The following is a 21,428-nucleotide window of genomic DNA, read 5'->3' as shown; positions in this document are numbered from 1 at the left end:
AGATGCGCCTTACTCTGTCCGGCTCCAGACGCTGTTTCCATCGATAACTTCCTTGGTTATCCCAAGTGCATCGCGGTGTTCCCGGCCGATGTCGATCGCCACATAGTCTCGCCGCGCGCCGATGAACCTGTTCCTGAATTGTGCGGTAAAGGCATTCAGGTCTGGGTTCATGTAGTTCAGTTGTTTTTCCGGATCGAGTGTCTCATCCATCAGCTCGGCACATCTTGCGGCGAAATCGCTGCGCAGGAAGGAGGGGCTGGTTCCGAAGATCGGCCGCTTCTTGTTGAGACCCTTGCCAAGATCCATTCCGAGGAATGTCCTGCGGCCGGGTTCATAATGATAGAAGGACCGATAGCCCCAGTTCTTTTCCCGGGTCATCAGGCTGATCTGGCGAACGTCGCGTGTAATTGCCTTATTGACTTCTTCTGGGCGGACCTCCCGGTTCAGCACCCAGTCGTCTTCCAGGTGGAAGCACCAGTCCGCAGCCGGCTGTCGCCAGAGCCACCGGATTGCTTTTGTAAAGTGAGGCTTGTCAGGCTTGCGGGTGACGACATTGGCGAAATGCTGTTTGCAGATCTCCTCGCAGGCATCAACCTCCACAGGTCCGCCTTCAAAGGGATCGATGTTGACGTAAAGCGTTCCGATCTCGAAATGCCTGAACAACCGCTGTGAAAAGCTTGCCAGAGTTTTCTCCAACAGCGCAGGCCTTGCCCCCGAAACGAGGAGTACGTCGATTTTCACTGCGTCTGTCATCAAACCTGTCTGCAAATGAAGCCGGAAGTGACCACCTTTAATCCACCCGTACTTGAAATCGCCTGAATTCGCCTGGCGGCTCGTTGCCGTCGCGGTTATGCCAAGCCATCAGCCCGAACGCCAGCGATCTTTGACCTGCGCGCTGCCATATCATTATGACTTTTGCTGTTGCCAGTGCATGTTCAAAGCACTCGGAGGTCAGGGTTCTCTTTCTTTTGATTTTGGAACCGACTATAACGCCCGGAATCTTCGGTGCGAATTGAGGTGCCGGTCGGACGCCAGCGAATGACCCACCGTTTGCGAACACTGCCAAACAGTTGCGCCGCAGAAATGAAACTCACGTCCGCATTGCTTCTTGAAGAAGCTCTAACGGAACTGGATTGAGACAAAAGAGTCCGATGCAAAAAACAGCCCTCATCACCGGGATCACTGGCCAGGACGGCGCCTATCTCGCAGAACTGCTGCTAGAGAAAGGCTATACGGTTCACGGCATCAAGAGACGGTCATCGTCGTTCAACACAGGACGGATCGATCATCTCTATCAGGACCCGCACGACCGTGATGTGAAGCTGCACCTGCACTATGGTGACATGACGGATTCCACGAACCTCATCCGCATCATGCAGGAAACGCAGCCGGACGAGGTCTATAACCTCGCCGCGCAGAGCCACGTTCAGGTATCCTTTGAGACCCCGGAATATACGGGAAACGCGGACGCCCTCGGTACTCTGCGCCTGCTTGAGGCCATCCGGCTTCTTGGATTGAGCGAGAAAACGCGCTTCTACCAGGCCTCCACGTCTGAGCTCTACGGCAAGGTACAGGAAGTTCCGCAGTCGGAAACCACGCCTTTCTATCCAAGAAGCCCCTATGCCGCAGCAAAGCTCTACGCCTATTGGATCGTCGTCAACTACCGCGAAGCCTACGGCATGCACGCCAGCAACGGCATCCTCTTCAACCACGAAAGCCCGATCCGCGGCGAAACCTTCGTGACCCGCAAGATCACCCGCGCCGCCGCCGCGATCAAGCTGGGCCTTCAGGACAAGCTCTACCTTGGCAACCTGGACGCCGAACGGGATTGGGGGCATGCAAAAGACTACGTCCGCGGCATGTGGCTGATGCTGCAGCAGGACAAGGCGGATGATTATGTTCTGGCGACGGGAGAAAAGCATTCGGTTCGCGAATTTGTCGAACTTTCCTTCGCCGAACTGGATATTGACATTCGCTGGGAAGGTAGCGGTGTAGACGAACAAGGATTCGACACGAAAACTGGAAAAGCAGTGGTTTCCGTCGATCCACGCTACTTCCGGCCAACGGAAGTTGATCTGCTGCTCGGTAATCCGGAAAAAGCGACAAACGCGCTAGGCTGGGCACCCACTACGCCATTTCGTGACATGATCAGGCAGATGGTTCGAAGTGATCTAAGGTCGGTGCCCGAGGATTTGAAAAACGAGTCTCAAGCATTTTCGATCAAAGCCATTTGAGGACTGAAAGCATGCGTGGCACCGCAGAATCTGGACAAGTCCTGGCCACATCGTTTGACCTTTCAGGCAAACGTGTTTTCGTTGCAGGCCATACGGGCATGGTTGGCGGTGCCATCGTTCGGCGTTTGAAGTCCGAAGACTGTGAAATCGTAACGGTATCCAGTAAAGATCTCGACCTGCGCAGGCAGTCAGGCGTCGAAGAATGGATGTCGCAGACGCGTCCTGATGTGGTCTTTCTGGCAGCGGCAAGAGTTGGCGGTATCTTGGCAAACAGCACCAGGCCAGCTGAATTCCTGTTCGACAACTTGATGATCGAGTCCAACGTCATCCACTCGGCTTATCAGTGCTCAGTCGACAAGCTCGTTTTTCTTGGGTCCACCTGTATCTATCCAAAGATGGCCCCGCAACCGATCCGGGAAGACAGCCTTCTCTCGGGACCGCTCGAACCGACAAACCAATGGTATGCGCTGGCGAAGATCTCAGGCATCAAACTTTGTGAAGCCTATCGCTTTCAATATGGCTGCGATTTCATTTCAGCACAGCCAACAAATCTCTATGGGCCTGGCGACAATTACGATTTGCAATCGAGTCACGTGTTGCCTGCACTTTTGCGCAAAGCGCATGAAGCGAAAACAGCTGGCAAGAAATTTCTGGAAGTTTGGGGAGACGGCTCACCTTTACGGGAATTTCTTCACGTAGATGACTTGGCAGACGCTGTTGTTTTTCTGGCAAAACACTACTCTGACCCGATGGCTATAAATGTTGGAACCGGCAAGGAAATCAGCATCAGGCAACTCGCAGAATTGATCTGTGACATTGTTGGTTTTGAGGGCGAACTGTCATTTGATGCGAGCAAGCCAAACGGCACACCGCGAAAACTTACAGATACAACACGGTTAAACGAATTGGGTTGGAACAAGGTACGGTCGCTTGCCGAGGGCTTGCGAGAAACCTACCGGGACGCGTTCGTTGAAGACAATCGCGGTGTCCGGATGTCATGAGTGCCGACCAGCATTCTCTTGAAGGTTCAAAACTTCTGATTGTTGAGCCGAAGCTCATAAAAAATCGCGGACATCACCATACCCAGATTGCCGCGCTAAGGGCGCTGTTGCCTGACCATCAACTGCACTTTATCGCTGGTGTGGGCTACGACGGTTTTCTGGGAGAAGCTGCGGCCACTTTGACTGCGGCAGATCAGGTGAAGGCCAGGCAGTACTGGCGGTTCAGGCATGGTGGATTTCGGCAAAAAGTCGACGCATTTTTCAGGTCTGTATCTGATGGAGGCATTGGCTCCTATCCAAAATCTCCCTTCGGCCACACAATCCTTGAAGTGTGTGAGCGACTTGAGTTTGATGCGCATGACACGTTGATCATTCCGTCCGCCAATCTGGACGCGCTGGAATCGATCGTCGATTTTGTTTCACAACTCGACAAAAATACGCCGCAGATCAGCATGCGCCTTCTGGATCCGACACTTGGCGAACACAAGGACAGCCGTCGGGCTCAGCGAATGAAATTGTTTCGGGATGCGATCCGAAAATCTGAAAAAATTCGTCTGTTCAGCGAGACCCGTGAGCTCGCGGAATACATGTGGAAGCAGTTTGATCTGCCCGTCACCAGTGGTTTCTACCTGACATGCAGCGTCAGCCCGCTGGAGCCAACCCCCAAGGCTGCTGGCTTCTACGATACGTTTCGAGTAGGTCTCCTCGGCGCACCTAGGCCAGGAAAGGGTTATGATCGCGTAGGAGCCATCGTCGAAGAACTATCTTCTTTGATCGATAGCCGCAGTCTGGACCAACCGGTTGAAATCCTGCTTCAGGGCTCGGGCACGGATTACGTCGACGGAGGTGTTTATTCCTTTGCAAAACACTTCGAGTCAAAGGCTGACAAGCTTCGGGTCACTTGTTTTTCAGATAGTCTTGATCCCGAAGTCTTTGAAGAATTGTTCCTGTCGACGGACGTGATCCTTTTGCCATATGACACAGGCGTCTATGGGCTTCAGGGCTCAGGTCTTGTGCAGGATGCTGTTGCCGCGGAAAAGATCATCGTACATTCCAAAGGTATTGCAATGCAGGATTTTCTTGCTCACGGAAATGCAATTCCGGTAATTGGGAATCGCGAATTTTCGGAGGCAATTGTTAGCGCGTTCGAACAGAAGAACAGATTTCGGCGAGGATGCAGAGCTGCTAAAGAGTATTTCGGTCAAATTTTGAAGTCACACCCTTTTTTAGGTGAGGCAGATCTGTCAAATTCTCCAGTCTCTATTGAAAAATAAAATGCAAAAGCCAGATCAGATATGTTGAATGGAGATATATGCATTGTTGGAACCGTGAGAAACGGTGGAGAAGGGTTCAAAGGAACTCTATCGAGAATACTGCGTCTGGATGCCAGCAGCGGCGTTTCCCAAGTCATAATTACAACAAACGACAATCAGGACGAAACTGATCAACTTCTAGAAGAGGCGGCAAATCAATCTGATGTTTTCCAAATTGTTCGCCTGGATGGATTGATAAATGCATACAAAAATAGAGTTGAAAGAATTGCCGTAGCTAGAAACTTCGCCTTGGAAAAAATACTTCTATCAGAACACACCCCTAAGTATACCCTTGTCATGGATTTGGATGGTGTGAATGATGAGTTTGATATTCTCAAAGTTCGTAAAATAATCGAAAAAACAACGCTTGACTGGGATGCTATTACTGCAAATCAGACAGAAGCTTACTATGATCTTTACGCTCTTAGGCACCGAACCTGGTGTCCTGATGATTGTTGGCGGGAATTGGAAAACGCTAAACGGCGACGTTTTTTCAAGAAGAAGAATATTCGACTTCTTAGAGACGAGTACATCCACAACAGGCAATTTAAGATACCTGAAGATCACTCTTGGATTGAAGTGGAGTCGGCCTTTGGTGGCTTGGCTATGTACAAAACCGCTTCCCTGAAAGGTTGCTGGTATTCACCACGAGACAGCCTTGGAAATCTGACGTGTGAACATGTTGTTTTGCATAAGCAAATGATTGAAAAGGGGAGGAAGATTTTCATAGCCCCGGATCTAATCAACAAAGCGCCAAGTGAACATCTAGGCCCAGCGAGTGGGCGGGAATTTAATCTTTCAAAATTATGAGAGAAGAAATGCGAAAAAAATCTCCTTTATCTGGTCTTGATTGTGAAAGGCTGTTTTCGCACCAAGTTTTAGGTAAGTATAAAGCAAATTATTACTATGATAAAAGTATAGGTTATATTTTTGTCGATGAGCCTTATTGGTTAGAAGAGGCCTATGACTCGGCGATTACAATCACGGACACTGGTATTCTTGTTCGGAACAATGCAAACGCAAATCGCGTTTCCACTGCAATTTTGATGAATTCGATTAATGTTAAAAAAGGCGTAGATCTTGGCGGAGGTTATGGTCTCTTTGTGCGCGGAATGAGAGACAAGGGTTTTAACTTCTTTTGGGAAGATAAATACGCGGAAAATCTTATGGCACGAGGATTCGAGGCCGACGAAGGCGTACATGAGGTCGCGGTTGCATTCGAAGTATTGGAGCATTTGGCAAACCCTCTCCAGTTTCTTCAAAACGCTAAATTAAAGTATAACTTTCATACATGTTTCTTTACTGCAACCTGTTTTGACATGAATGATTTGCCGGATGAAAATTGGTGGTATTGGGTATTTGAAACTGGTCAACATATCAGCTTTTTTTCGAAAAAAACTTTGGAGTATATGGCGAGTCAAATAGACATGAATCTGTTTCACTTCGGTGGAGAGTTTTACGCCTTTTCGTCACTTTCGCTCGAAACTAAACCCAGAAGAATTAAGTCTTGGGTCCCAAAAATTTTGAGAAGTAATAACAAGTTCAAAAAAGATTTTGATTTTCCAAAGTCTCTTACAAAGTCAGATTTTAAATTTCTTCGAAAAAATCTTCAAAAAAAGAATAATGTTTAGACGACGATCAGATTCAATCTAATAAATTGGCACCACGATCGAGAAGAGAATTTAGTCGCATGGGGACGAATTTACTTACTTTCGCAAGCTCTAATATGAGTAGATCGTCGAGGCGAATAGTATTACAGGCGAAAGATCTAAGGTATTTCGATAATATTTTTAGCTGCAGCGAAAAGGACTTAGATAGTGAATTTCGTGAGAAATTTAGGCAGAAACTAAAGGTAAACGTTCGAGGATTTGGTTATTGGTGTTGGAAGCCGCAAATAATAACTCAGACCCTCAAACAGTTGCCTGAAAATGACACCCTTCTCTATGTGGACGCGGGATGCCATTTGAATCCACGTGGTCTCTGGCGCTTAAAGGAATATTTTGCAATGGTGGAGGCCTCAAATGCAGGGATACTTGCATTTCAGGCGCGAGAGCCCGAACCGCCATTTCCTTACGACGGTCGATGGCTTCCAGACTTACGAGAAAAATATTGGACGAAGGGTGATGTGCTAGATTATTTTGGAGTGCGAGACTGTTTAGATGTAATTAATAGTCAATCAATCGGCGCAGGAATAGTTTTCTTTAGAAACTGCGAAACAGCTCATTCAATTCTGCAGGAATGGAAAGCTGTATTCGAGCAAGATTTTGGCAACATTGACGACACGCCTTCGAAATCTGAAAATCTTCCAGGTTTCAAGGGACACAGACATGATCAATCCATTTTTTCAGTGCTTGCAAAGCTTCGGGGGGTCAGCACGGTGTCGGCCTACGAATATTGGTACCCGCAGCCAAATACGAAGCAGCCCGATTGGGAGGTGTTGAAAAATTATCCGATACTTGCAAAAAGAGATAAGGAATATGGTTTTACAACGAGAGCAAAAGAGAAGATAAAAAAGAGATTGAAGAAGTTTTTCCCTATTCTTAAAAATTTCTGATGGATTACATGTGGCTTGTGGCGCAGGAGTATTGTTTCACATAGATGGAAAAACTATGTTTTCGGATTGACTGATGCCTTTCAACCTTTAGAAGGTGAGCATCAAAGGCGGGAAGCGTAAAATTGAAAAATCCGTTTCGCAGATCAAAATCCGTGAAAAAACAAGGGCCGATCAGGTATCAGATCGGCAACATCAACATTAGCTTGCCGCCTGGACACAGACTGCCCGCCTATCAAAGCAAACACAAAAACTACGATAGGTTTCTGCCTCACCTAGCCAGATATCTGGACGCGGGTGATGTTGTCATCGACGTAGGAGCAAATGTCGGTGATACACTAGCGTCAATACTGGATGGGAACCCACATCTTCACGTGTTATGTATTGAAGCAGATGATGAGTTTTTTGGTTACTTACAAAATAACTTGTTGTCTATAAAAAACGATATTCCTGAAGCTTTAGTTGAATTAGCGAAAGCACTCGTCGGTAAAACTGGAAGTTACGCTGAACTTTCCGGCGAGCATGGTACCAAACATGCGGTGATGGGCAATGGTGGTGTGCCGACCAGGCCCTTGTCTGAGTTAGTACGCCAGTTCCCTGACTTGCCGGCGCCTCGTTTAATCAAGTCTGACGTTGATGGTTTTGACCACGATGTGATTTCATCAGCGGGTGAACTGCTGGACAAGAAACCACTCCTGTTTTTTGAATGTCATTTTCAAGAAACCGATCAAATGAAAGACTATCTGCTTCTCTTGAAAAATTTATTTGAGATGGGCTATGGATATATTACCGTATTTGACAATTTTGGCGCTGTAATTTGTTCAACGGATAATATTTATACAGTCGAAGAAATGTTTAAATATGTTGATAGGCAAAATAAAGAGCAGGAAACGAGAACGATATACTACTATGACGTTCTTGTTTATGACCTTGAGGAAAAGGAATGGGTTAAAAAAATACTTCAAGAATATTAGAGTTGAGCAATTGGCCTCGACCGGTAGTTCACCGGGGCCTGGTTCGCTAGTCTCTCACAAACAACGCAGTCAGTCTCTTCGTTGAAATCTTTTCAAACCTGAACCCCCGCTCAACCAGAAAATGGCACACGGCTGGCAGTGTGGGTTCTTTGGTGAGGCCGCGTTCGGGGCCGCAGTCGACGCAGATGTATTGGACGCGGTCCAGGATCTTTGCAGCACCTTTGAGGATTTCGGGTTCTGCCCCTTCGCCTTCGATCTTCAGTAGTTTGATTGAACGGATGTCATTTTCTGCGCAGTAGTCATCGAGTGTGGTCGTCTCGACCTCGACAATAGAGCCGTAGCCGGAAAACTCGATCAGAGAGGAGTCGGCCGTGTCCGACTTTTCGTAGAATTTGAGCGTCGTCTTTTCGTGCCAGAGGGCCCGTTGTTCGACAACTCCATCCGGGTTGTTGAGCTGGCAGCAGGCTGCCTCGTCGCGGCCGGGTTCGAAGGCGATGTAGCGGACGGATTTGCCTTCAAGGCGCAATCCGAGGCCGATCTCGCCTATGTTCGCACCGCAATCGATGACCACGTCGCCGTCTGAAATCGTTGCCGGGTCGATGAAATAGTCGTCCAGAAGACCCTTGGTTCTCGGTTGAACACCGTAACGGTAGAAGCCGACGCGCTCGCTGTGAAGAAAGGAGATCTCCTGGCCCTTATCGTCCCGAACGCGGAAGACCGGCTCATCTGAAACAACCTTGATGTTCCAGCGTTTCTTGCTCCGCAGCGCATTCGAGAAGGTGACATACCAATTGAAAAGCTTTGCGAAGGTGTGCCGGTTCGGGTGACGGACGATGAAATTGTATAATCTTTTTTTCTTTTTCATGTTCGCGCCTGCGTGGGTTGCCTTGCGGTGATCGGTATCAGCTCTCGAAAAGCAGTGTGGAATAGGTCTTGCAGATGGCGTCTTCGGAAAACTGGCCTTCCAGGCGGCGTTTGCCACCTTCAACCAATGCATTTTCCTGATCCGGCGTGCTGAGCAGCTGTTTGACCGACCCCACCAGCCCGTCGACATCCCCGCAGGTCGACAGCAGCCCGGTCTTGCCGTGGTCAATCAGCCAGCTTGGGCCCGGCGAGGCGGTGGCGACAACGGGCAGTCCGGCGGTCCAGCCTTCCAGGACAACGTTGCCGAGCGGTTCTTCGTCGGTCGGGCACAACAGGATATCGGCAGCTTTCAGGAAAGGCGAGGGGTCGCGTTGCCAGCCGAGAAAGTGGACACGGTCCTGAACGCCGAGGTTTGATGCCAGCGCCTTCATGTCGGACATCAGTTCGCCGTCGCCGATCAGCCAGGCATGAACGGTCTCCGGCAGGCCGGCGACCGTTTGAATGGCAAGATCGAAGCGCTTGCGTTCGACGAAGCGGCCGAGGTGGATCAGCACCGTGGCGTCTTCGGGCGTGTTGTAGTCTGCCCGGTCGACCGGCTTCAGATCCGCGGGCAACGGATCGACAAAGTTGCTGATCACATGGGCACGTTCCGCAGGCCAGCCCATTTCGATGGCCTGGCGGATGATCTCCGGCGTGTTGCCGATCAGGTCCTCGACATTGCCATAGGTGTGAAAGCCGTCCGGCCAGTCGCCAAGGCGCAGGAAGGTGCGCATGTTGGGGCCGGGTTTCGGCATCCATTTGCTGGCCGGGCTCATCCAGCCCATGGCGGAACGCGCGCCGAATGCCCTGATCTGGCGGGCAATGTCCCAGCGGATGACATGGCGTTTCAGGTGCGAGCGGCTGAAGGTCATCTCGCGCACATCGCAGTGTCTGGCAAGGTCATCGCGCCAGGGCCGGTCCTTTCGGATGAAAGCGATCTGCTCCACGCCCCGCCGGGCAAGGGCGCCTGTCAGGCGCACGAAGAACCGTTCTGCCCCGCCATCAACGCCAAGATGAATGTGCGCGAGTTTTTTCGGCTGCATCTGCGTGTCAGTGACCATCGATCACATCGTAGTAGTTATGCGCCCGGCCCAGAAGTCCGCGCAGGTTGCCGGAGCCTTTCATGAGACGGATCAGGCCATAGTAGAAGAGTTTCTCGCCGCGCTTTCTGGCGAAGGGTTTCAGCACGAAACCGACGATTGTCGCCAGCAGGCCGAAGAACATGCGCCGCAGGCTTTTGGGAATGAAATGCAGGGCGGCCTTCAGCCGGCCTTCGCGCAGCACGATGTTGAACGCGCCGGAGGTTGCCGCCATGTGCATGCGGCTCAGCAGGCGGCCGGTGGTGACGCGCGAGGCCGGAATGTCCTCCTCGACAAAGGCATCATCCACCCAGATCATCTTTGCGCCGGCCGCGTGGGTGCGGCGGAAGAAGTCGATATCCTCGCTGCCGAAGGTCAGGCGTTCGTCGAACCGCAGGCCAAGACCGTTCCGCGCGATGATACGGCCGCTCAGCAACACGTTGTTGGTCGGCGCTTCGGTGATGATCGAGCCGGTCGGCCGCGGCTTCAGGAGCTGCGATTTCCACCAGTGCGGTGCCGGTTTTTCATAAATCCGGCGCACGGGCCCGTTGGCGACTTCGGCCTTGTGTTCCAGGCAGGCGGCCAGAAGTTTCTCGATCCAGTCCGGTTCCGCGCGTTCGTCGTCATCGATCAGCGCCACCCAGTCCGGGGCGTGTTCCAGTGCCGCGTCCAAGGCCGTGTTGCGGGCAAAGGGGATGCCCTTGCGTTTTTCGTGATGGAAGAAAACCGGCAGAGACAGCCTCTTCTTCACATCTTCTGCTGCAGCACCTGTGAAATGCGGCACGGGATCGTTTTCCACAACGACGATCGTCATCTGCGTGTTCGCGGGCGCAATCAGATTGTCGAGGCTATCCAGGCACGCCTGCAGCATTTTCGGCCGTTGCGCGGTGCAAACGGCAATGACCAGTTTCTGGGTCATGAAGGGGTCTCAACCATTCCTCTTGGGTTGGGCAGGGTTTGGCGCATGTGCCTGCCGCTGTCAAAGGGTTTCGGGAAAAGCCATCCGAGGAAATTGACCTTTCCAGCGCGTCAGCCGCGCGCTAGGCTTCTCCTTCAACCCTTTGAGGGACCGTATGAAGCGGCCGTGTTCTGGGAGGAAACACATGAAGGGAATGATGATGCACCGTCCGCTGAAAATCGCGGACCTCATCACCTTTGCGGCGGATACCTATCCGGCCGGTGAGATCGTGTCCGTGAGGACGGAAGGCGATATTCACCGCACCACCTACAAGGAAACCGCCGGCCGGATCGCCCGGCTGGCACATGGCCTGAAGGCACTCGGCATCGCTGAAAGCGACCGGGTGGCGACACTTGCCTGGAATGGCTACCGCCATTTCGAGCTCTATTATGCAATTTCCGGCATCGGTGCCATCTGCCACACCATCAATCCGCGGCTTTCAGCGGAACAGATGATCTATATCGTCAATCACGCCCAGGACCGGGTGCTGTTCGTTGATCTCACCTTCGTGCCGATCGTTGAAAAGCTGCGGCCGCATTTTCCGGCAGATCTGCGGATCGTCATCATGACGGATCGTGCGCATATGCCTGAAACGACACTGGAAGGTGTGCTCTGTTACGAGGAAATCCTTGACGGTCAGCCGGGTGAAATCGACTGGCCGGATTTCGACGAGGATCAGGCCGCCGGGCTTTGTTACACTTCCGGCACGACAGGCAATCCGAAGGGCACGCTCTATTCGCATCGCTCCACGGTGCTGCATGCCTACGACATGTGTGTCACCATACCCCGGGTCCTCAACGAGGGCTCGCGCATCTTGCCGGTGGTACCGCTGTTTCACGTCAATGCCTGGGGCCTGCCTTATGGCGCGCCGCTTTCCGGCTCCAGCCTGATTTTTCCGGGCGGCGCACTGGACGGCAATAGCCTGTTCGACCTGATGGACCGCGAAAAGGTCTTCTCCGCCTGGGGTGTGCCGACTGTCTGGATAGGTCTCATGAACGAGATCCGCCAGCGCGGCCGCATTCCCGAAGGCTTCGGCGATATCGTCGTTGGCGGATCGGCTGCCTCGCGCTCTCTGATCGAGGCTTTCGAAAAACAGGGCGTCAATGTCTGCCATGCCTGGGGCATGACGGAGATGAGCCCGCTCGGCACCCAGTGCAACCTGCCGCCGGAGATGGCGGATCTGCCGTTCGACCAGCGTATCGACAGGAAGCAGAGCCAGGGGCGGCGGATCTTCGGTGTCGACATGAAGATCGTCGATGATGCCGGCAATCGCCTGCCGCATGACGGAACGACCCCGGGCCATCTCTATGTGCGCGGCAACACGATCACTTCCGGCTATTACGAGGATCCGGAAGCCTCGAAACCCGTGTTCGACAAGGAAGGCTGGTTCTGCACCGGCGATATCGCCGCCATCAGTCCTGAAGGCTTCCTGACGATCACGGACCGTTCCAAGGACCTCATCAAGTCGGGCGGCGAATGGATCAGCTCGCTCGATCTGGAAAACATCGTCATGTCTCATCCGGGCGTGGCGAATTGCGCGGTGATCGCGGTACCCGACGCCAAGTGGGACGAGCGTCCGCTGCTCATCGTTCAGCCGTCGGAGGAAGCGCAGCCGCAGAAGGAGGAGATCCTCTGCCATCTGGCGGAACGGGTCGCCAAGTGGCAGGTGCCGGATGACGTCGTCTTCGTCGATGCATTGCCGATGACGGCAACGGGCAAGGTGTCGAAACTCACCTTAAGAAAACAGTTCCCGGAGGCACCGCATGACGCCTGATCACTTGTTCGGCCTTGGCGGCAAAACGGCACTGGTCACGGGTGGCGCGACCGGGGTCGGCCGCATGGCCGCCGAGGGGCTGATGGCCGCGGGTGCGCGGGTGATGATCGCCAGCCGCAAGTTGGAAGCCTGCCAGGGGGCTGCCGAAGAGCTGAACGCGCTCGGCTATTCGGGAAAGGCCGAAGGCTTTGCCGGGGACGTTGCAACGGAAGAAGGTGTTGCGGCGCTGGTGGGCGAAATCGGCAAGCGCACCGGCAGCCTGGAAATTCTGATGAACAATGCCGGCACAAGCTGGGGCCAGCCGCTTGGCGACTTTCCCTATCACGCCTGGGAACGGGTGATGCGGGTGAATGTCACCGGGTTGTTCCAGCTGACGCAAGGCCTTTTGCCGCTTCTGGAAGCTGGCGCGAGCGACGACAATCCTGCACGGGTCGTCAACGTCGGCTCGGTCATGGGGGAAACGGCCCATGGCGACAGGGCCTACAGCTATGCGGCCTCCAAGGCTGCTGTTCATCATCTGACGCGGATCCTTGCCAAGGAGCTGGCGGAACGGCGCATCACAGTCAATGCGCTGGCCCCGGGACCTTTCGTCAGCAACATGACGGCCTTTGCAACGGCGGACGAGGATGTCCGCTCGCGTGTGGGAGCCCAGGTGCCACTCGGCCGTGTCGGCCGGCCGGAGGATATCGCAGCTGCCATGCAATATCTGTGCGGGCGAGGTGGGGCCTATATCACCGGCGCCATTCTGCCCATCAGCGGCGGTATCAATGTGGAAACCGGGCCAGACCTCTTCCAGGAGGCCTATTGAGTGAGCACTGATACGCTGTCACGCACCCTTGCCGCAAGCGAGCTGGAAACGCTTGTCGGAACGGAGGTCGGCGTGTCCTCCTGGTACCTGATCGACCAGGCCAGGATAGACGCTTTTGCCGAGGTGACGCAGGACCACCAGTTCATCCATGTTGATCCTGAAAGGGCGGCGGAAACACCTTTCGAAGGTACGATCGCGCACGGGTTTCTGACGCTGTCGCTCCTCTCCGCGATGGGGGTTGAAGCCCAGCCGAAGATCAATGGCGCAACGATGGGCATCAATTACGGTTTCGACAAGGTGCGTTTTCTTGCACCCGTAAAGGTGGGCAGCCGGGTCCGCGGGCGGTTTGTCCTCGCCCGTCTTTCAAGGCCGAAACCGCAAGAGGTTGATATCGTCTGGCAGTCGACGGTGGAGATCGAGAACGGCAAGCGGCCTGCGCTGGTCGCCGAATGGCTCAACCGGTTCTATCTGGAAGGAGAGGCGGACAAATCATGTTGAAGGCAAGATCCCTTCCCAAGGCTCTGCAGGGCTTGAGGCTTCCGGCTGTTGCGGCACCACTCTTTATCGTCTCCTGTCCGAAGCTGGTGATCGCCCAGTGCAAGGCCGGGATTGTCGGCAGTTTTCCGGCCCTCAACGCAAGGGACGAGCCTGGCGGTCCGGTTGTTCTGGAAGCCTGGCTGAAGGAGATCACCGAAGCGCTGGACCGGCACAACCAGGAAAATCCGGATCGGCCTGCCGCGCCTTTCGCGGTCAACCAGATCGTCCACCGGTCCAATGAGCGACTGGAGCGGGATGTCGAGATCTGCACGCGGTGGAAGGTGCCAGTCTGGATCACGTCCATGGGCGCGCGGGTCGAAGTGAACGAGGCGGCCCATTCCTGCGGCGGTATCGCCCTGCATGATGTCATCAACAACACCTACGCAAAAAAGGCCGTCGAAAAAGGCGCCGACGGGCTGATTGCGGTCGCGGCAGGGGCAGGTGGTCACGGTGGCCCGCAGTCGCCTTTCGCGCTGGTGCGCGAGATCCGGGAATGGTTCGACGGCCCGTTACTTCTGGGCGGGGCCATCTCCACCGGCGAAGCCCTGCTGGCGGCCCGCGTTCTGGGCGCCGATCTTGGCTATGTCGGCTCGCCTTTCGTTGCGACGGAGGAAGCCAACGCGGACCGGACCTACAAGGACATGATGGTCGCAGGCGGGGCCGAGGACGTGCTGACGTCCTCGCTCTTTACCGGACATCCGGCCAACTACCTGAAAGGTTCCATTCGCAAGGTCGGTCTTGATCCCGATCATTTGCCGGACGAGTGGGATGTCAGCGTCATGCCGGACGACAGTCCCAAGCCGAAGGCCTGGCGGGAAATCTGGGGCGCTGGCCAGGGCATCGGAGCGATCAAGTCCGTCGGGCCGGCAGCCGCCGTGGTCGAGCGCCTGGAAACCGAATACCGCGCCGCCATTGAGCGGCTGCGTGCCGATATCTGTTAGGGGGAAGTGATGGATCTTGGAATGACCGAACGGGTGCGGCCGCTGATCGAGCAGGTGCGCCAGATGGTGGAAACCGAAATCGCCCCTCTCGACCGGGAATATCACGAGGAAGTCGGCCGTCATCCCTCCGGTGATCGGTTTCGGATGACGGAGCGCCAGCTTGAAATTCTGAACAGCCTCAAGGCCACGGCCAAGGAACGCGGGCTCTGGAATTTCTGGCTGACGGACAGCGAAAAAGGCTTCGGCCTGACGACCGTGGAATACGCCTATCTGGCCGAGGAAATGGGCAAGGTCGGCATTGCCGCGGAAGTCTTCAACTGCAATGCCCCCGACACGGGCAACATGGAAGTGCTGGAGCGTTACGGCACCGAGGCTCACAAGGAAAAGTGGCTGAAGCCTCTGCTTCGGGGCGATATCCGCTCGGCCTATCTGATGACGGAGCCCGATGTTGCCTCCTCGGATGCCACCAACATCGCGCTGACGGCTGTGCGCGATGGCGATGCCTGGGTGCTGAATGGCGACAAGTGGTGGGCAACGGGTGCGGGCGATCCGCGCTGCGCGCTCTACATAGTCATGGCCGCAACCGATCCGGCCGCCCACAAGCACAGCCGCCATTCCATGTTCCTGATCCCGGCGGATGCCGAGGGCATCGAAGTGCTGCGGCCGATGCATGTCTTCGGCGCCGACGATGCGCCGCACGGCCACATGCATATCCGCTTCACCAATGTGCGGGTGCCGCAGGAAGACCTCGTGCTGGGTGAAGGTCGGGGTTTCGAGGTTGCACAAGGACGCCTCGGTCCGGGCCGCATTCACCACTGCATGCGGGCCATCGGCCAGGCGGAAAAGGCGCTGGAACTTCTGTGCAAACGTGCCATGGGCCGGGAGGCCTTTGGCAAGAAGCTGATGGATCTTGGAGCCAATTACGACATCATCGCCAATGCGCGCATGGAAATTGAAATGGCCCGTCTGCTCTGCCTCAAGGCAGCCTGGGTGATGGACACGCAGGGCACCCGCGCCGCGCAGCCGTGGATCAGCCAGATCAAGGTGGTGGCACCGCTCACCGCCCTGAAGGTGGTCGACGAGGCCATGCAGGTGCATGGCGCCGCCGGCATCAGCCAGGACTTTCCGTTGGCGGCCATGTGGACCCACCTGCGCACTCTTCGCTTTGCCGACGGTCCCGACGCCGTCCACCGTCGCCAGGTTGCGCGCACGGAGCTGCGGAAATATTCCAACGGGAAGCTTTGAGGATGGACTTTCTTCAGGTTTCTATCAGGAGCGACCGCCACGACGCCTTACCTCTCCACCTCCTCATCCTGAGGAGCCGCCCTTGCGGCATCTCGAAGGATGGGCCCCTTGCTCCAGAGTTTGCCGCCCATCCTTCGAGACAGCGCTGCGCGCTTCCTCAGGATGAGGAGGTGAGGAAGACAACGGCCGATGGACTGGTTCAAGGAATGGGTTTCACCACACGGACATCCCGCTCATGACCTTGGGCACGGACCTCGACCTCACGGCCTTAGGTAGCTGGCTGGAAGGGGCCCTTCCCGGCTTCAAGGGCCCGTTCAAGGCCGAGAAGTTCAACCGGGGGCAGTCCAACCCCACGTTCCGGCTCAGCGCAGCGTCTGGTGACTATGTCCTTCGCCGCAAACCACCCGGCGTGCTGCTGAAATCAGCGCACGCGGTCGAGCGTGAGTTCCGTGTGCAAAAGGCGCTGGCCGGGTCGGATGTGCCGGTCGCACGCATGCATGTCCTGTGCGAGGACGACAGCGTGATCGGGTCTGCGTTCTACGTCATGGATCTCGTCCGGGGCCGCAATTTCGATGAACCGCGATTGCCGGATCTGGATCCGCAAACACGGCGCGGCATCTATGACGAGTTGAACCGCGTCCTGGCGGCCATCCATGGGATTGATCTGGAAGCGCGCGAGCTTGCCGACTACGGCCCCGGCGGGAATTACTACCGCCGCCAGATCGACCGCTGGACCAAGCAATACCGGGCAAGTGAAACCGGCCCTATTCCCGCGATGGACGAACTCATTGCCTGGCTAGACGCCAATGTGCCCGAAGACGACGGACGGCGCACGCTGGTGCATGGCGACTATCGCATCGACAACCTCTTGTTCGCAGTAGATGGGCCAGCCTGCGTTGCCGTGCTCGATTGGGAACTGTCGACCATCGGCCATCCGTTTGCGGACCTGGCAGCCTTGATCATGCAGTGGCAGCACCCGCCCGGCACCGAAGGCCGGGGGCTGGCCGGCGTTGACCGGAAGTCGCTGGGCATTCCGGAAGACCAGGACTTCATCGACGCATACTGCGCCCGCATGGGGCTCACCGGCATTCCGGGTTTCGGTTTCTACCTGGCCTTCGCCTTCTTTCGCATGGGGGCGATCCTGCAGGGCGTCAAGAAACGCGCCCTCGACGGAAATGCCTCCAATCCGGAGCTCGGTCTGAAGCTGGGCGAGAGCGTTCCGCACTACGCCGCTGGCGGCTTGAAGGCGGCCCGGCAAGGCTAGACTCCCTCCAGAAAGCCGCAAGAGGCTCGTCCGGGGTGACATCTTGTGTGGTGGCGTATGCTTTTATCCATCAACACCGCGCGCAGCGGCGCGGCTTGCCACCCTTGGTCACCCCTTCGCGTTCATCTCCGCAAAGGTTCCACCAGTTTCGGCGATCTCCCGCAGGAGAGCCGGGACTTTCCAGTAGTAGGCGTCTTCCCTGGCATACTCTTCGATCCGGCGAACCAGTTCACCCGCGCCGATGACATCTGCCGTGTGCAGCGGGCCGCCGCGGAAACGCGGGAAGCCGTAGCCGTTGAGGAAGACGGCGTCGATGTCGATGGGGCGAAGCGCGATGCCTTCCTCCTGAACGCGCACGGCTTCGGAAATCATCGCGGTCATGAAGCGGCTGACGATTTCATCTTCCGTGAAGCTGCGCGGCGTGACACCGGCCTTCTCCCGTTCCGCGTCGATGATCGCGAGCGCTTCCGGGTTCGGCCGGGAACCCTGATCATCGTAGATGTAGAAACCTTGACCGGTCTTGCGTCCGAACCAGCCGTTTTCGCAAAGACAGTCGGCAATCGGAATGTAGCGTTCCTCGGCGGGTCTGGTGGCGGCGCGGCGCTTGTTGGCTGCCCAGCTGATGTCGAGCCCGGCAAGGTCGGCCACCTGGTAAGGCCCCATGGCAAAGCCGAAGCCGCGCATGGCAGTGTCGATCTGTTCCGGCGAGGCGCCATCCATCATCATGTAATCGGCGGCTTTCTTGTAGAAGGTCATGATGCGGTTGCCGATGAAGCCGTCGCAGACGCCCGAGCGCACGGCGATCTTCTTCAGTTTCCTGGCCAGTGCGAAGCCGGTTGCAACCACGTCGTCGCCGGTCTTGTCGGCAACCACCACTTCCAGAAGCCGCATTACGTGGGCGGGCGAGAAGAAGTGAAGGCCGATGACATCCTGCGGACGGGAGGTCGTCGCGGCGATCTCGTTGATGTCGAGATAGGACGTATTCGAGGCAAGCACGGTGCCTGCCTTGCAGACCTTGTCCAGCGTCTGGAAGATGTCGCGCTTGACGCCCATGTCCTCAAAAACGGCCTCGATGACGAGATTTGCATCCGATAACGCGCCAAGATCCGTCGAGGTGCCGAGTTTTGCGGCCAGAATGTCGTCGCGGCCAGCTTCCGAAAGCTTGCCGCGTTTGACCGCACCGTCAAGGTTCCTGGTGATCGTCGCAACACCGCGGTCAAGTCCGTCCTGGTCGCGTTCGGTCAAGGTTACGGGCAGGCCGGCCAGCAGGATGGCAGTTGCGATGCCGGAGCCCATGGTGCCGCCGCCGATGACGCCGACAGAGTTGATCTCGCGCGCGGTCGCGGTGGCTTCGGGGATCTTGGTGACGGCGCGTTCGGAAAAGAAGGCGTGGATCAGGCCGGCCCGCTGGGGGCTTGCCATGCATTCCTCGTAGAGCCGGCGCTCTTCCTTCATGCCGTCGCGGATCGGTAGGTGGCAGGCTTCGACGGCATCGACGCATTTGTGCGGCGAGAACAGCAGCGGCTGGCTCTTGGCGAGCTTTGCCCGCATCGCCTCGATGGCGGCGGGATCCGGTTCGGCGGTCAGATCACCCGTTTTGCGGTTCGGCAGATCACCGGCCAGAAGATCCTTGGCGGAGGAGAGGGCAACGTCACGCGGATCGCCTTCAACGATCCGGTCGATCAGGCCGTTGGCCAGGGCCTCGTCGGCACCCATAGGCTTGCCGCTGGTAATCATGTCGAGAGCCGTCGCGATACCGGCAAGCCGGGGGGCACGCTGGGTGCCGCCGGCGCCCGGCAGAATGCCGAGCGTCACTTCCGGCAAGCCCACCTTGGATTCCGTCAAGGCGACGCGCGCGTGGCACGACATGGCAACTTCCAGGCCGCCACCAAGCGTGGTGCCGTGCAGGACGCAGACGATCGGCCTGGAGGCGCTTTCGATGAAGTTGCACAGTTCGGGCAGCCACGGGTCGAGCGGCGGCTTGCCGAATTCGCGAATGTCGGCACCGGCAATGAAGGTCCGTCCCTTCGCATAAAGCGCGATCACCTCAACGCCGTCGGTCTGCTGCAGGGTTTCCACTGCCTGCCACAAGCCGGAGCGGATCGCGTGGGAGGCAGCATTCACCGGCGGATTGTCGAGAGCGATCAGGCCGACAAAGCCGTTGATCTCGATCGAGACGACGTCGTTGATACCGGTTTCGCCGGCAGGGGTTTCCGTAGGCATGAATTCCTCCCAGGGCGCCAGTCGGGGCGCGAATTTTGGGCCGGATTGTCAGGTCCGGGCAGAGCTTGTCAAGGTGACCGAAGAGGGCAAGTGAAGTGTTCAGTCCTTCGGCGGTGCTTTCGGTGTGAAAGCACAGCGGTCAGGTTTCAGGTCGATAAGCGGGGTGCCGTCGAGGCAGTCAAGCCCGCGCACGATCAGGTTCGGACCATCGACGGAAACGAGTTTTGCCAGAACGGTGCCGATCGGGTTCGGCCGGACGGGCGAGCGCAGGGCAAAGGTACCGAAAAAGTTGTCGCTATGTGCCGGATTCTGGACGATGAGGTCCCGCCGGGCCTTGTCGAGCCAGTAAAGCAGTTCAATCCTGTCGTATTCTTCGATGCCCTTCAGTGCCGGGACCCAGGGCTCGAAAATCTCGATCCGGCACTCCGGTCCGTCCACCTTGCCCTGGCGCGGGCAATCCTTGCGGTCCTTCCAAGGGGTGTGGATCCTGCCGATGAAGAAGAGCCTTGCATCGTCCGGTTCCTCGATTGGAACCGAAATTTCATGCGGGCGGATATCGCTCATCGTTGTCTTTCCTGAATGTATGCCCGAACACTGAAGGCGGCGCGGGTCAAGCGGACAACCAGCGGACGGAGCCGTGGTCGGCCAGGTCATAACCGCCGAGCGCCGCGGCCTTGTCCCGGAACTCTGACGTTCGTGCAAATTCGAACAGCATCTGAACAGGCGGGGTGAAAAAGGAGCGCCGATCGATAAGCAGGTCGAAGCATTCCTCGGCCAGCGGCACGAAGGCCAGCTTGAAAGGTCTTGCCGCGGTTTCGATGCCGAGCGCGGCATCGGCTTCACCGGCGGCAACGGCCGACGCCGCATCGTTTTCCGTGTGGGCGGTGGCAGGGCCGGTGGTCAGATCTGCTTCGCTCAGACCGGCATCGGCAAGCAATCTGGAAAACAGGAGGGCAGTGCCGGTGCCCGGCTGGCGCATGGCAACGCGCCTGCCTTTCAGATCGGCAACGGATCGAACAGTCGGTGCAGCTTCCCGGGAAACCAGAAGGCCGCGTTTGCGGGATGCCCAGCTGATCAAGACCGCGTCCTTCAGGCCCAGTTCGCTGACTGACGCAACATTCCAGCCGTTTTCTTCCGGCAGATGCAGGCCGGCAAGGGCGGCGTCTCCGGCGGCAAAGCGGTTCAGACCGTCTGCGCTGCCGTTGCACAGCATGGCCAGTCCGCAGCCGGAAGCATGAACCGCCCAGTCCAGCAGGGGGTCGTGTGATCCGGCCAGAACGCCCGGGCGTTCCGGTGTCGCGGCGGCAGTCGGACCTTCGATCCAGGACCGCAGTTCGGCTGCGGGAAACAGGAGTTTGCCCGTGATTCGCCGATGCGGGATCTCGTTGGCGGCGGCAAGGTCGTAAACCTTGCGTTCCTTGACCCGCAAAAGGTCGGCCACTTCCTTCGTGGTCAGGAACTGAAGCTGCTGTGTGCCGGTGTCGTGCAAGGTGTTGCCCATGATTGATTCAAGGGACATTATCGGAGGAACTTCCGGAGAGACAAGACTGTCCGGAAAGACTTCGCCTGGTCGGTTTGACGGATAAAGGAAACCGTACCGCCCGGGCCGGATTTTTCTGACCT

Annotated in this window: 20 protein-coding genes; 13 read left to right on the top strand and 7 right to left on the bottom strand. The window is 56.4% G+C overall.

Translation table 11 applies throughout. The features are described from left to right. Nucleotides 1–9: 9 nt before the first annotated feature. The gene (locus B0E33_RS10795; RefSeq protein WP_077291227.1) at nucleotides 10–753 is read right to left on the bottom strand and encodes a hypothetical protein; all 744 of its coding nucleotides are present in this window, start codon (nucleotides 751–753) and stop codon (nucleotides 10–12) included. A 398-nt stretch (nucleotides 754–1,151) separates the two neighbouring features. Here B0E33_RS10795 and gmd point away from each other — a divergent pair, with 398 nt between their 5' ends. The 7 genes from gmd to B0E33_RS10760 all read left to right on the top strand — a co-directional run bounded on the left by gmd (nucleotide 1,152) and on the right by B0E33_RS10760 (nucleotide 8,073). Next, the gene (gmd, locus tag B0E33_RS10790) at nucleotides 1,152–2,234 is read left to right on the top strand and encodes a GDP-mannose 4,6-dehydratase (RefSeq protein ID WP_077291226.1); all 1,083 of its coding nucleotides are present in this window, start codon (nucleotides 1,152–1,154) and stop codon (nucleotides 2,232–2,234) included. Between the two features lie 11 nt (nucleotides 2,235–2,245). Further along, on the top strand, nucleotides 2,246–3,235 hold the full coding sequence (locus B0E33_RS10785; RefSeq protein ID WP_077291225.1) for a GDP-L-fucose synthase family protein: 990 nt from the start codon (nucleotides 2,246–2,248) through the stop codon (nucleotides 3,233–3,235). Next, a complete protein-coding gene (locus B0E33_RS10780; protein ID WP_077291224.1) occupies nucleotides 3,232–4,509 on the top strand; it encodes a hypothetical protein in 1,278 nt (425 codons plus the stop codon). The genes B0E33_RS10785 and B0E33_RS10780 overlap by 4 nt, the downstream gene beginning before the upstream one ends. Nucleotides 4,510–4,530: 21 nt before the next feature. Next, on the top strand, nucleotides 4,531–5,358 hold the full coding sequence (locus tag B0E33_RS10775; protein ID WP_077291223.1) for a glycosyltransferase family protein: 828 nt from the start codon (nucleotides 4,531–4,533) through the stop codon (nucleotides 5,356–5,358). An 8-nt stretch (nucleotides 5,359–5,366) separates the two neighbouring features. Next, on the top strand, nucleotides 5,367–6,179 hold the full coding sequence (locus B0E33_RS10770; protein ID WP_167579525.1) for a class I SAM-dependent methyltransferase: 813 nt from the start codon (nucleotides 5,367–5,369) through the stop codon (nucleotides 6,177–6,179). 59 nt (nucleotides 6,180–6,238) lie between these two features. Further along, nucleotides 6,239–7,102 (top strand): hypothetical protein, encoded by an 864-nt coding sequence (locus B0E33_RS10765; RefSeq protein ID WP_167579524.1) that lies wholly within the window; start codon nucleotides 6,239–6,241, stop codon nucleotides 7,100–7,102. A gap of 122 nt (nucleotides 7,103–7,224) precedes the next feature. Then, complete coding sequence (locus B0E33_RS10760; protein ID WP_077291220.1) at nucleotides 7,225–8,073, top strand: FkbM family methyltransferase; 849 nt, start codon at nucleotides 7,225–7,227, stop codon at nucleotides 8,071–8,073. Between the two features lie 46 nt (nucleotides 8,074–8,119). Here the strand turns inward: B0E33_RS10760 and B0E33_RS10755 are convergent, their stop codons facing one another. From B0E33_RS10755 to B0E33_RS10745, 3 genes are read right to left on the bottom strand one after another with little or no spacing between them, the layout of a single operon-like run. Further along, nucleotides 8,120–8,938, bottom strand: a complete 819-nt coding sequence (locus tag B0E33_RS10755) for an FkbM family methyltransferase (RefSeq protein WP_167579523.1) — start codon at nucleotides 8,936–8,938, stop codon at nucleotides 8,120–8,122. Between the two features lie 37 nt (nucleotides 8,939–8,975). Next, a complete protein-coding gene (locus B0E33_RS10750; protein WP_077291218.1) occupies nucleotides 8,976–10,037 on the bottom strand; it encodes a glycosyltransferase in 1,062 nt (353 codons plus the stop codon). Beyond that, nucleotides 10,027–10,974 (bottom strand): glycosyltransferase family 2 protein, encoded by a 948-nt coding sequence (locus B0E33_RS10745; protein ID WP_077291217.1) that lies wholly within the window; start codon nucleotides 10,972–10,974, stop codon nucleotides 10,027–10,029. The genes B0E33_RS10750 and B0E33_RS10745 overlap by 11 nt, the downstream gene beginning before the upstream one ends. Nucleotides 10,975–11,158: 184 nt before the next feature. On the opposite strand from B0E33_RS10745, the gene B0E33_RS10740 reads away from it, so the two are divergent. From B0E33_RS10740 to B0E33_RS10710, 6 genes are all read left to right on the top strand, one after another. After that, nucleotides 11,159–12,787, top strand: coding sequence for a long-chain fatty acid--CoA ligase (locus B0E33_RS10740; RefSeq protein WP_077291216.1), 1,629 nt, complete (start codon nucleotides 11,159–11,161; stop codon nucleotides 12,785–12,787). After that, nucleotides 12,777–13,595 carry an SDR family oxidoreductase gene (locus B0E33_RS10735; protein WP_077291215.1) on the top strand — a complete coding sequence of 273 codons (819 nt, stop codon included), beginning with the start codon at nucleotides 12,777–12,779 and terminating at the stop codon, nucleotides 13,593–13,595. Before B0E33_RS10740 ends, B0E33_RS10735 begins: the two co-directional genes overlap by 11 nt. Next, nucleotides 13,596–14,093, top strand: coding sequence for a MaoC family dehydratase (locus B0E33_RS10730; protein WP_077291214.1), 498 nt, complete (start codon nucleotides 13,596–13,598; stop codon nucleotides 14,091–14,093). It begins immediately after the preceding gene. Then, on the top strand, nucleotides 14,087–15,073 hold the full coding sequence (locus tag B0E33_RS10725; RefSeq protein WP_055656990.1) for an NAD(P)H-dependent flavin oxidoreductase: 987 nt from the start codon (nucleotides 14,087–14,089) through the stop codon (nucleotides 15,071–15,073). Before B0E33_RS10730 ends, B0E33_RS10725 begins: the two co-directional genes overlap by 7 nt. A gap of 9 nt (nucleotides 15,074–15,082) precedes the next feature. Next, a complete protein-coding gene (locus B0E33_RS10720) occupies nucleotides 15,083–16,318 on the top strand; it encodes an acyl-CoA dehydrogenase family protein (RefSeq protein WP_077291213.1) in 1,236 nt (411 codons plus the stop codon). A gap of 235 nt (nucleotides 16,319–16,553) precedes the next feature. Further along, nucleotides 16,554–17,582 (top strand): phosphotransferase family protein, encoded by a 1,029-nt coding sequence (locus B0E33_RS10710; RefSeq protein ID WP_156912385.1) that lies wholly within the window; start codon nucleotides 16,554–16,556, stop codon nucleotides 17,580–17,582. Between the two features lie 108 nt (nucleotides 17,583–17,690). Here the strand turns inward: B0E33_RS10710 and B0E33_RS10705 are convergent, their stop codons facing one another. From B0E33_RS10705 to B0E33_RS10695, 3 genes are all read right to left on the bottom strand, one after another. Then, the gene (locus B0E33_RS10705) at nucleotides 17,691–19,805 is read right to left on the bottom strand and encodes a 3-hydroxyacyl-CoA dehydrogenase NAD-binding domain-containing protein (RefSeq protein WP_077291211.1); all 2,115 of its coding nucleotides are present in this window, start codon (nucleotides 19,803–19,805) and stop codon (nucleotides 17,691–17,693) included. A 99-nt stretch (nucleotides 19,806–19,904) separates the two neighbouring features. Next, nucleotides 19,905–20,369: a tRNA (N6-threonylcarbamoyladenosine(37)-N6)-methyltransferase TrmO gene (gene tsaA, locus B0E33_RS10700; RefSeq protein WP_077291210.1), complete on the bottom strand. Its 465-nt coding sequence runs from the start codon at nucleotides 20,367–20,369 to the stop codon at nucleotides 19,905–19,907. A gap of 46 nt (nucleotides 20,370–20,415) precedes the next feature. Then, nucleotides 20,416–21,324: a substrate-binding domain-containing protein gene (locus B0E33_RS10695; RefSeq protein WP_228148080.1), complete on the bottom strand. Its 909-nt coding sequence runs from the start codon at nucleotides 21,322–21,324 to the stop codon at nucleotides 20,416–20,418. Between the last annotated feature and the right edge of the window lie 104 nt (nucleotides 21,325–21,428).

Source organism: Roseibium algicola, assembly GCF_001999245.1.
GTDB lineage: Bacteria > Pseudomonadota > Alphaproteobacteria > Rhizobiales > Stappiaceae > Roseibium > Roseibium algicola.
This window is presented reverse-complemented; position numbering and strand designations above follow the sequence as displayed.

What these genes read in the sequence shown, in the direction of transcription:
- B0E33_RS10795 (WP_077291227.1), bottom strand. Translation starts at nt 753, where the DNA reads ATGACAGACGCAGTGAAAATCGACGTACTCCTCGTTTCGGGGGCAAGG.
- gmd (WP_077291226.1), top strand. Translation starts at nt 1,152, where the DNA reads ATGCAAAAAACAGCCCTCATCACCGGGATCACTGGCCAGGACGGCGCC.
- B0E33_RS10785 (WP_077291225.1), top strand. Translation starts at nt 2,246, where the DNA reads ATGCGTGGCACCGCAGAATCTGGACAAGTCCTGGCCACATCGTTTGAC.
- B0E33_RS10780 (WP_077291224.1), top strand. Translation starts at nt 3,232, where the DNA reads ATGAGTGCCGACCAGCATTCTCTTGAAGGTTCAAAACTTCTGATTGTT.
- B0E33_RS10775 (WP_077291223.1), top strand. Translation starts at nt 4,531, where the DNA reads ATGTTGAATGGAGATATATGCATTGTTGGAACCGTGAGAAACGGTGGA.
- B0E33_RS10770 (WP_167579525.1), top strand. Translation starts at nt 5,367, where the DNA reads ATGCGAAAAAAATCTCCTTTATCTGGTCTTGATTGTGAAAGGCTGTTT.
- B0E33_RS10765 (WP_167579524.1), top strand. Translation starts at nt 6,239, where the DNA reads ATGGGGACGAATTTACTTACTTTCGCAAGCTCTAATATGAGTAGATCG.
- B0E33_RS10755 (WP_167579523.1), bottom strand. Translation starts at nt 8,938, where the DNA reads ATGAAAAAGAAAAAAAGATTATACAATTTCATCGTCCGTCACCCGAAC.
- B0E33_RS10750 (WP_077291218.1), bottom strand. Translation starts at nt 10,037, where the DNA reads ATGGTCACTGACACGCAGATGCAGCCGAAAAAACTCGCGCACATTCAT.
- B0E33_RS10745 (WP_077291217.1), bottom strand. Translation starts at nt 10,974, where the DNA reads ATGACCCAGAAACTGGTCATTGCCGTTTGCACCGCGCAACGGCCGAAA.
- B0E33_RS10740 (WP_077291216.1), top strand. Translation starts at nt 11,159, where the DNA reads ATGAAGGGAATGATGATGCACCGTCCGCTGAAAATCGCGGACCTCATC.
- B0E33_RS10735 (WP_077291215.1), top strand. Translation starts at nt 12,777, where the DNA reads ATGACGCCTGATCACTTGTTCGGCCTTGGCGGCAAAACGGCACTGGTC.
- B0E33_RS10725 (WP_055656990.1), top strand. Translation starts at nt 14,087, where the DNA reads ATGTTGAAGGCAAGATCCCTTCCCAAGGCTCTGCAGGGCTTGAGGCTT.
- B0E33_RS10720 (WP_077291213.1), top strand. Translation starts at nt 15,083, where the DNA reads ATGGATCTTGGAATGACCGAACGGGTGCGGCCGCTGATCGAGCAGGTG.
- B0E33_RS10710 (WP_156912385.1), top strand. Translation starts at nt 16,554, where the DNA reads ATGACCTTGGGCACGGACCTCGACCTCACGGCCTTAGGTAGCTGGCTG.
- B0E33_RS10705 (WP_077291211.1), bottom strand. Translation starts at nt 19,805, where the DNA reads ATGCCTACGGAAACCCCTGCCGGCGAAACCGGTATCAACGACGTCGTC.
- tsaA (WP_077291210.1), bottom strand. Translation starts at nt 20,369, where the DNA reads ATGAGCGATATCCGCCCGCATGAAATTTCGGTTCCAATCGAGGAACCG.
- B0E33_RS10695 (WP_228148080.1), bottom strand. Translation starts at nt 21,324, where the DNA reads ATGTCCCTTGAATCAATCATGGGCAACACCTTGCACGACACCGGCACA.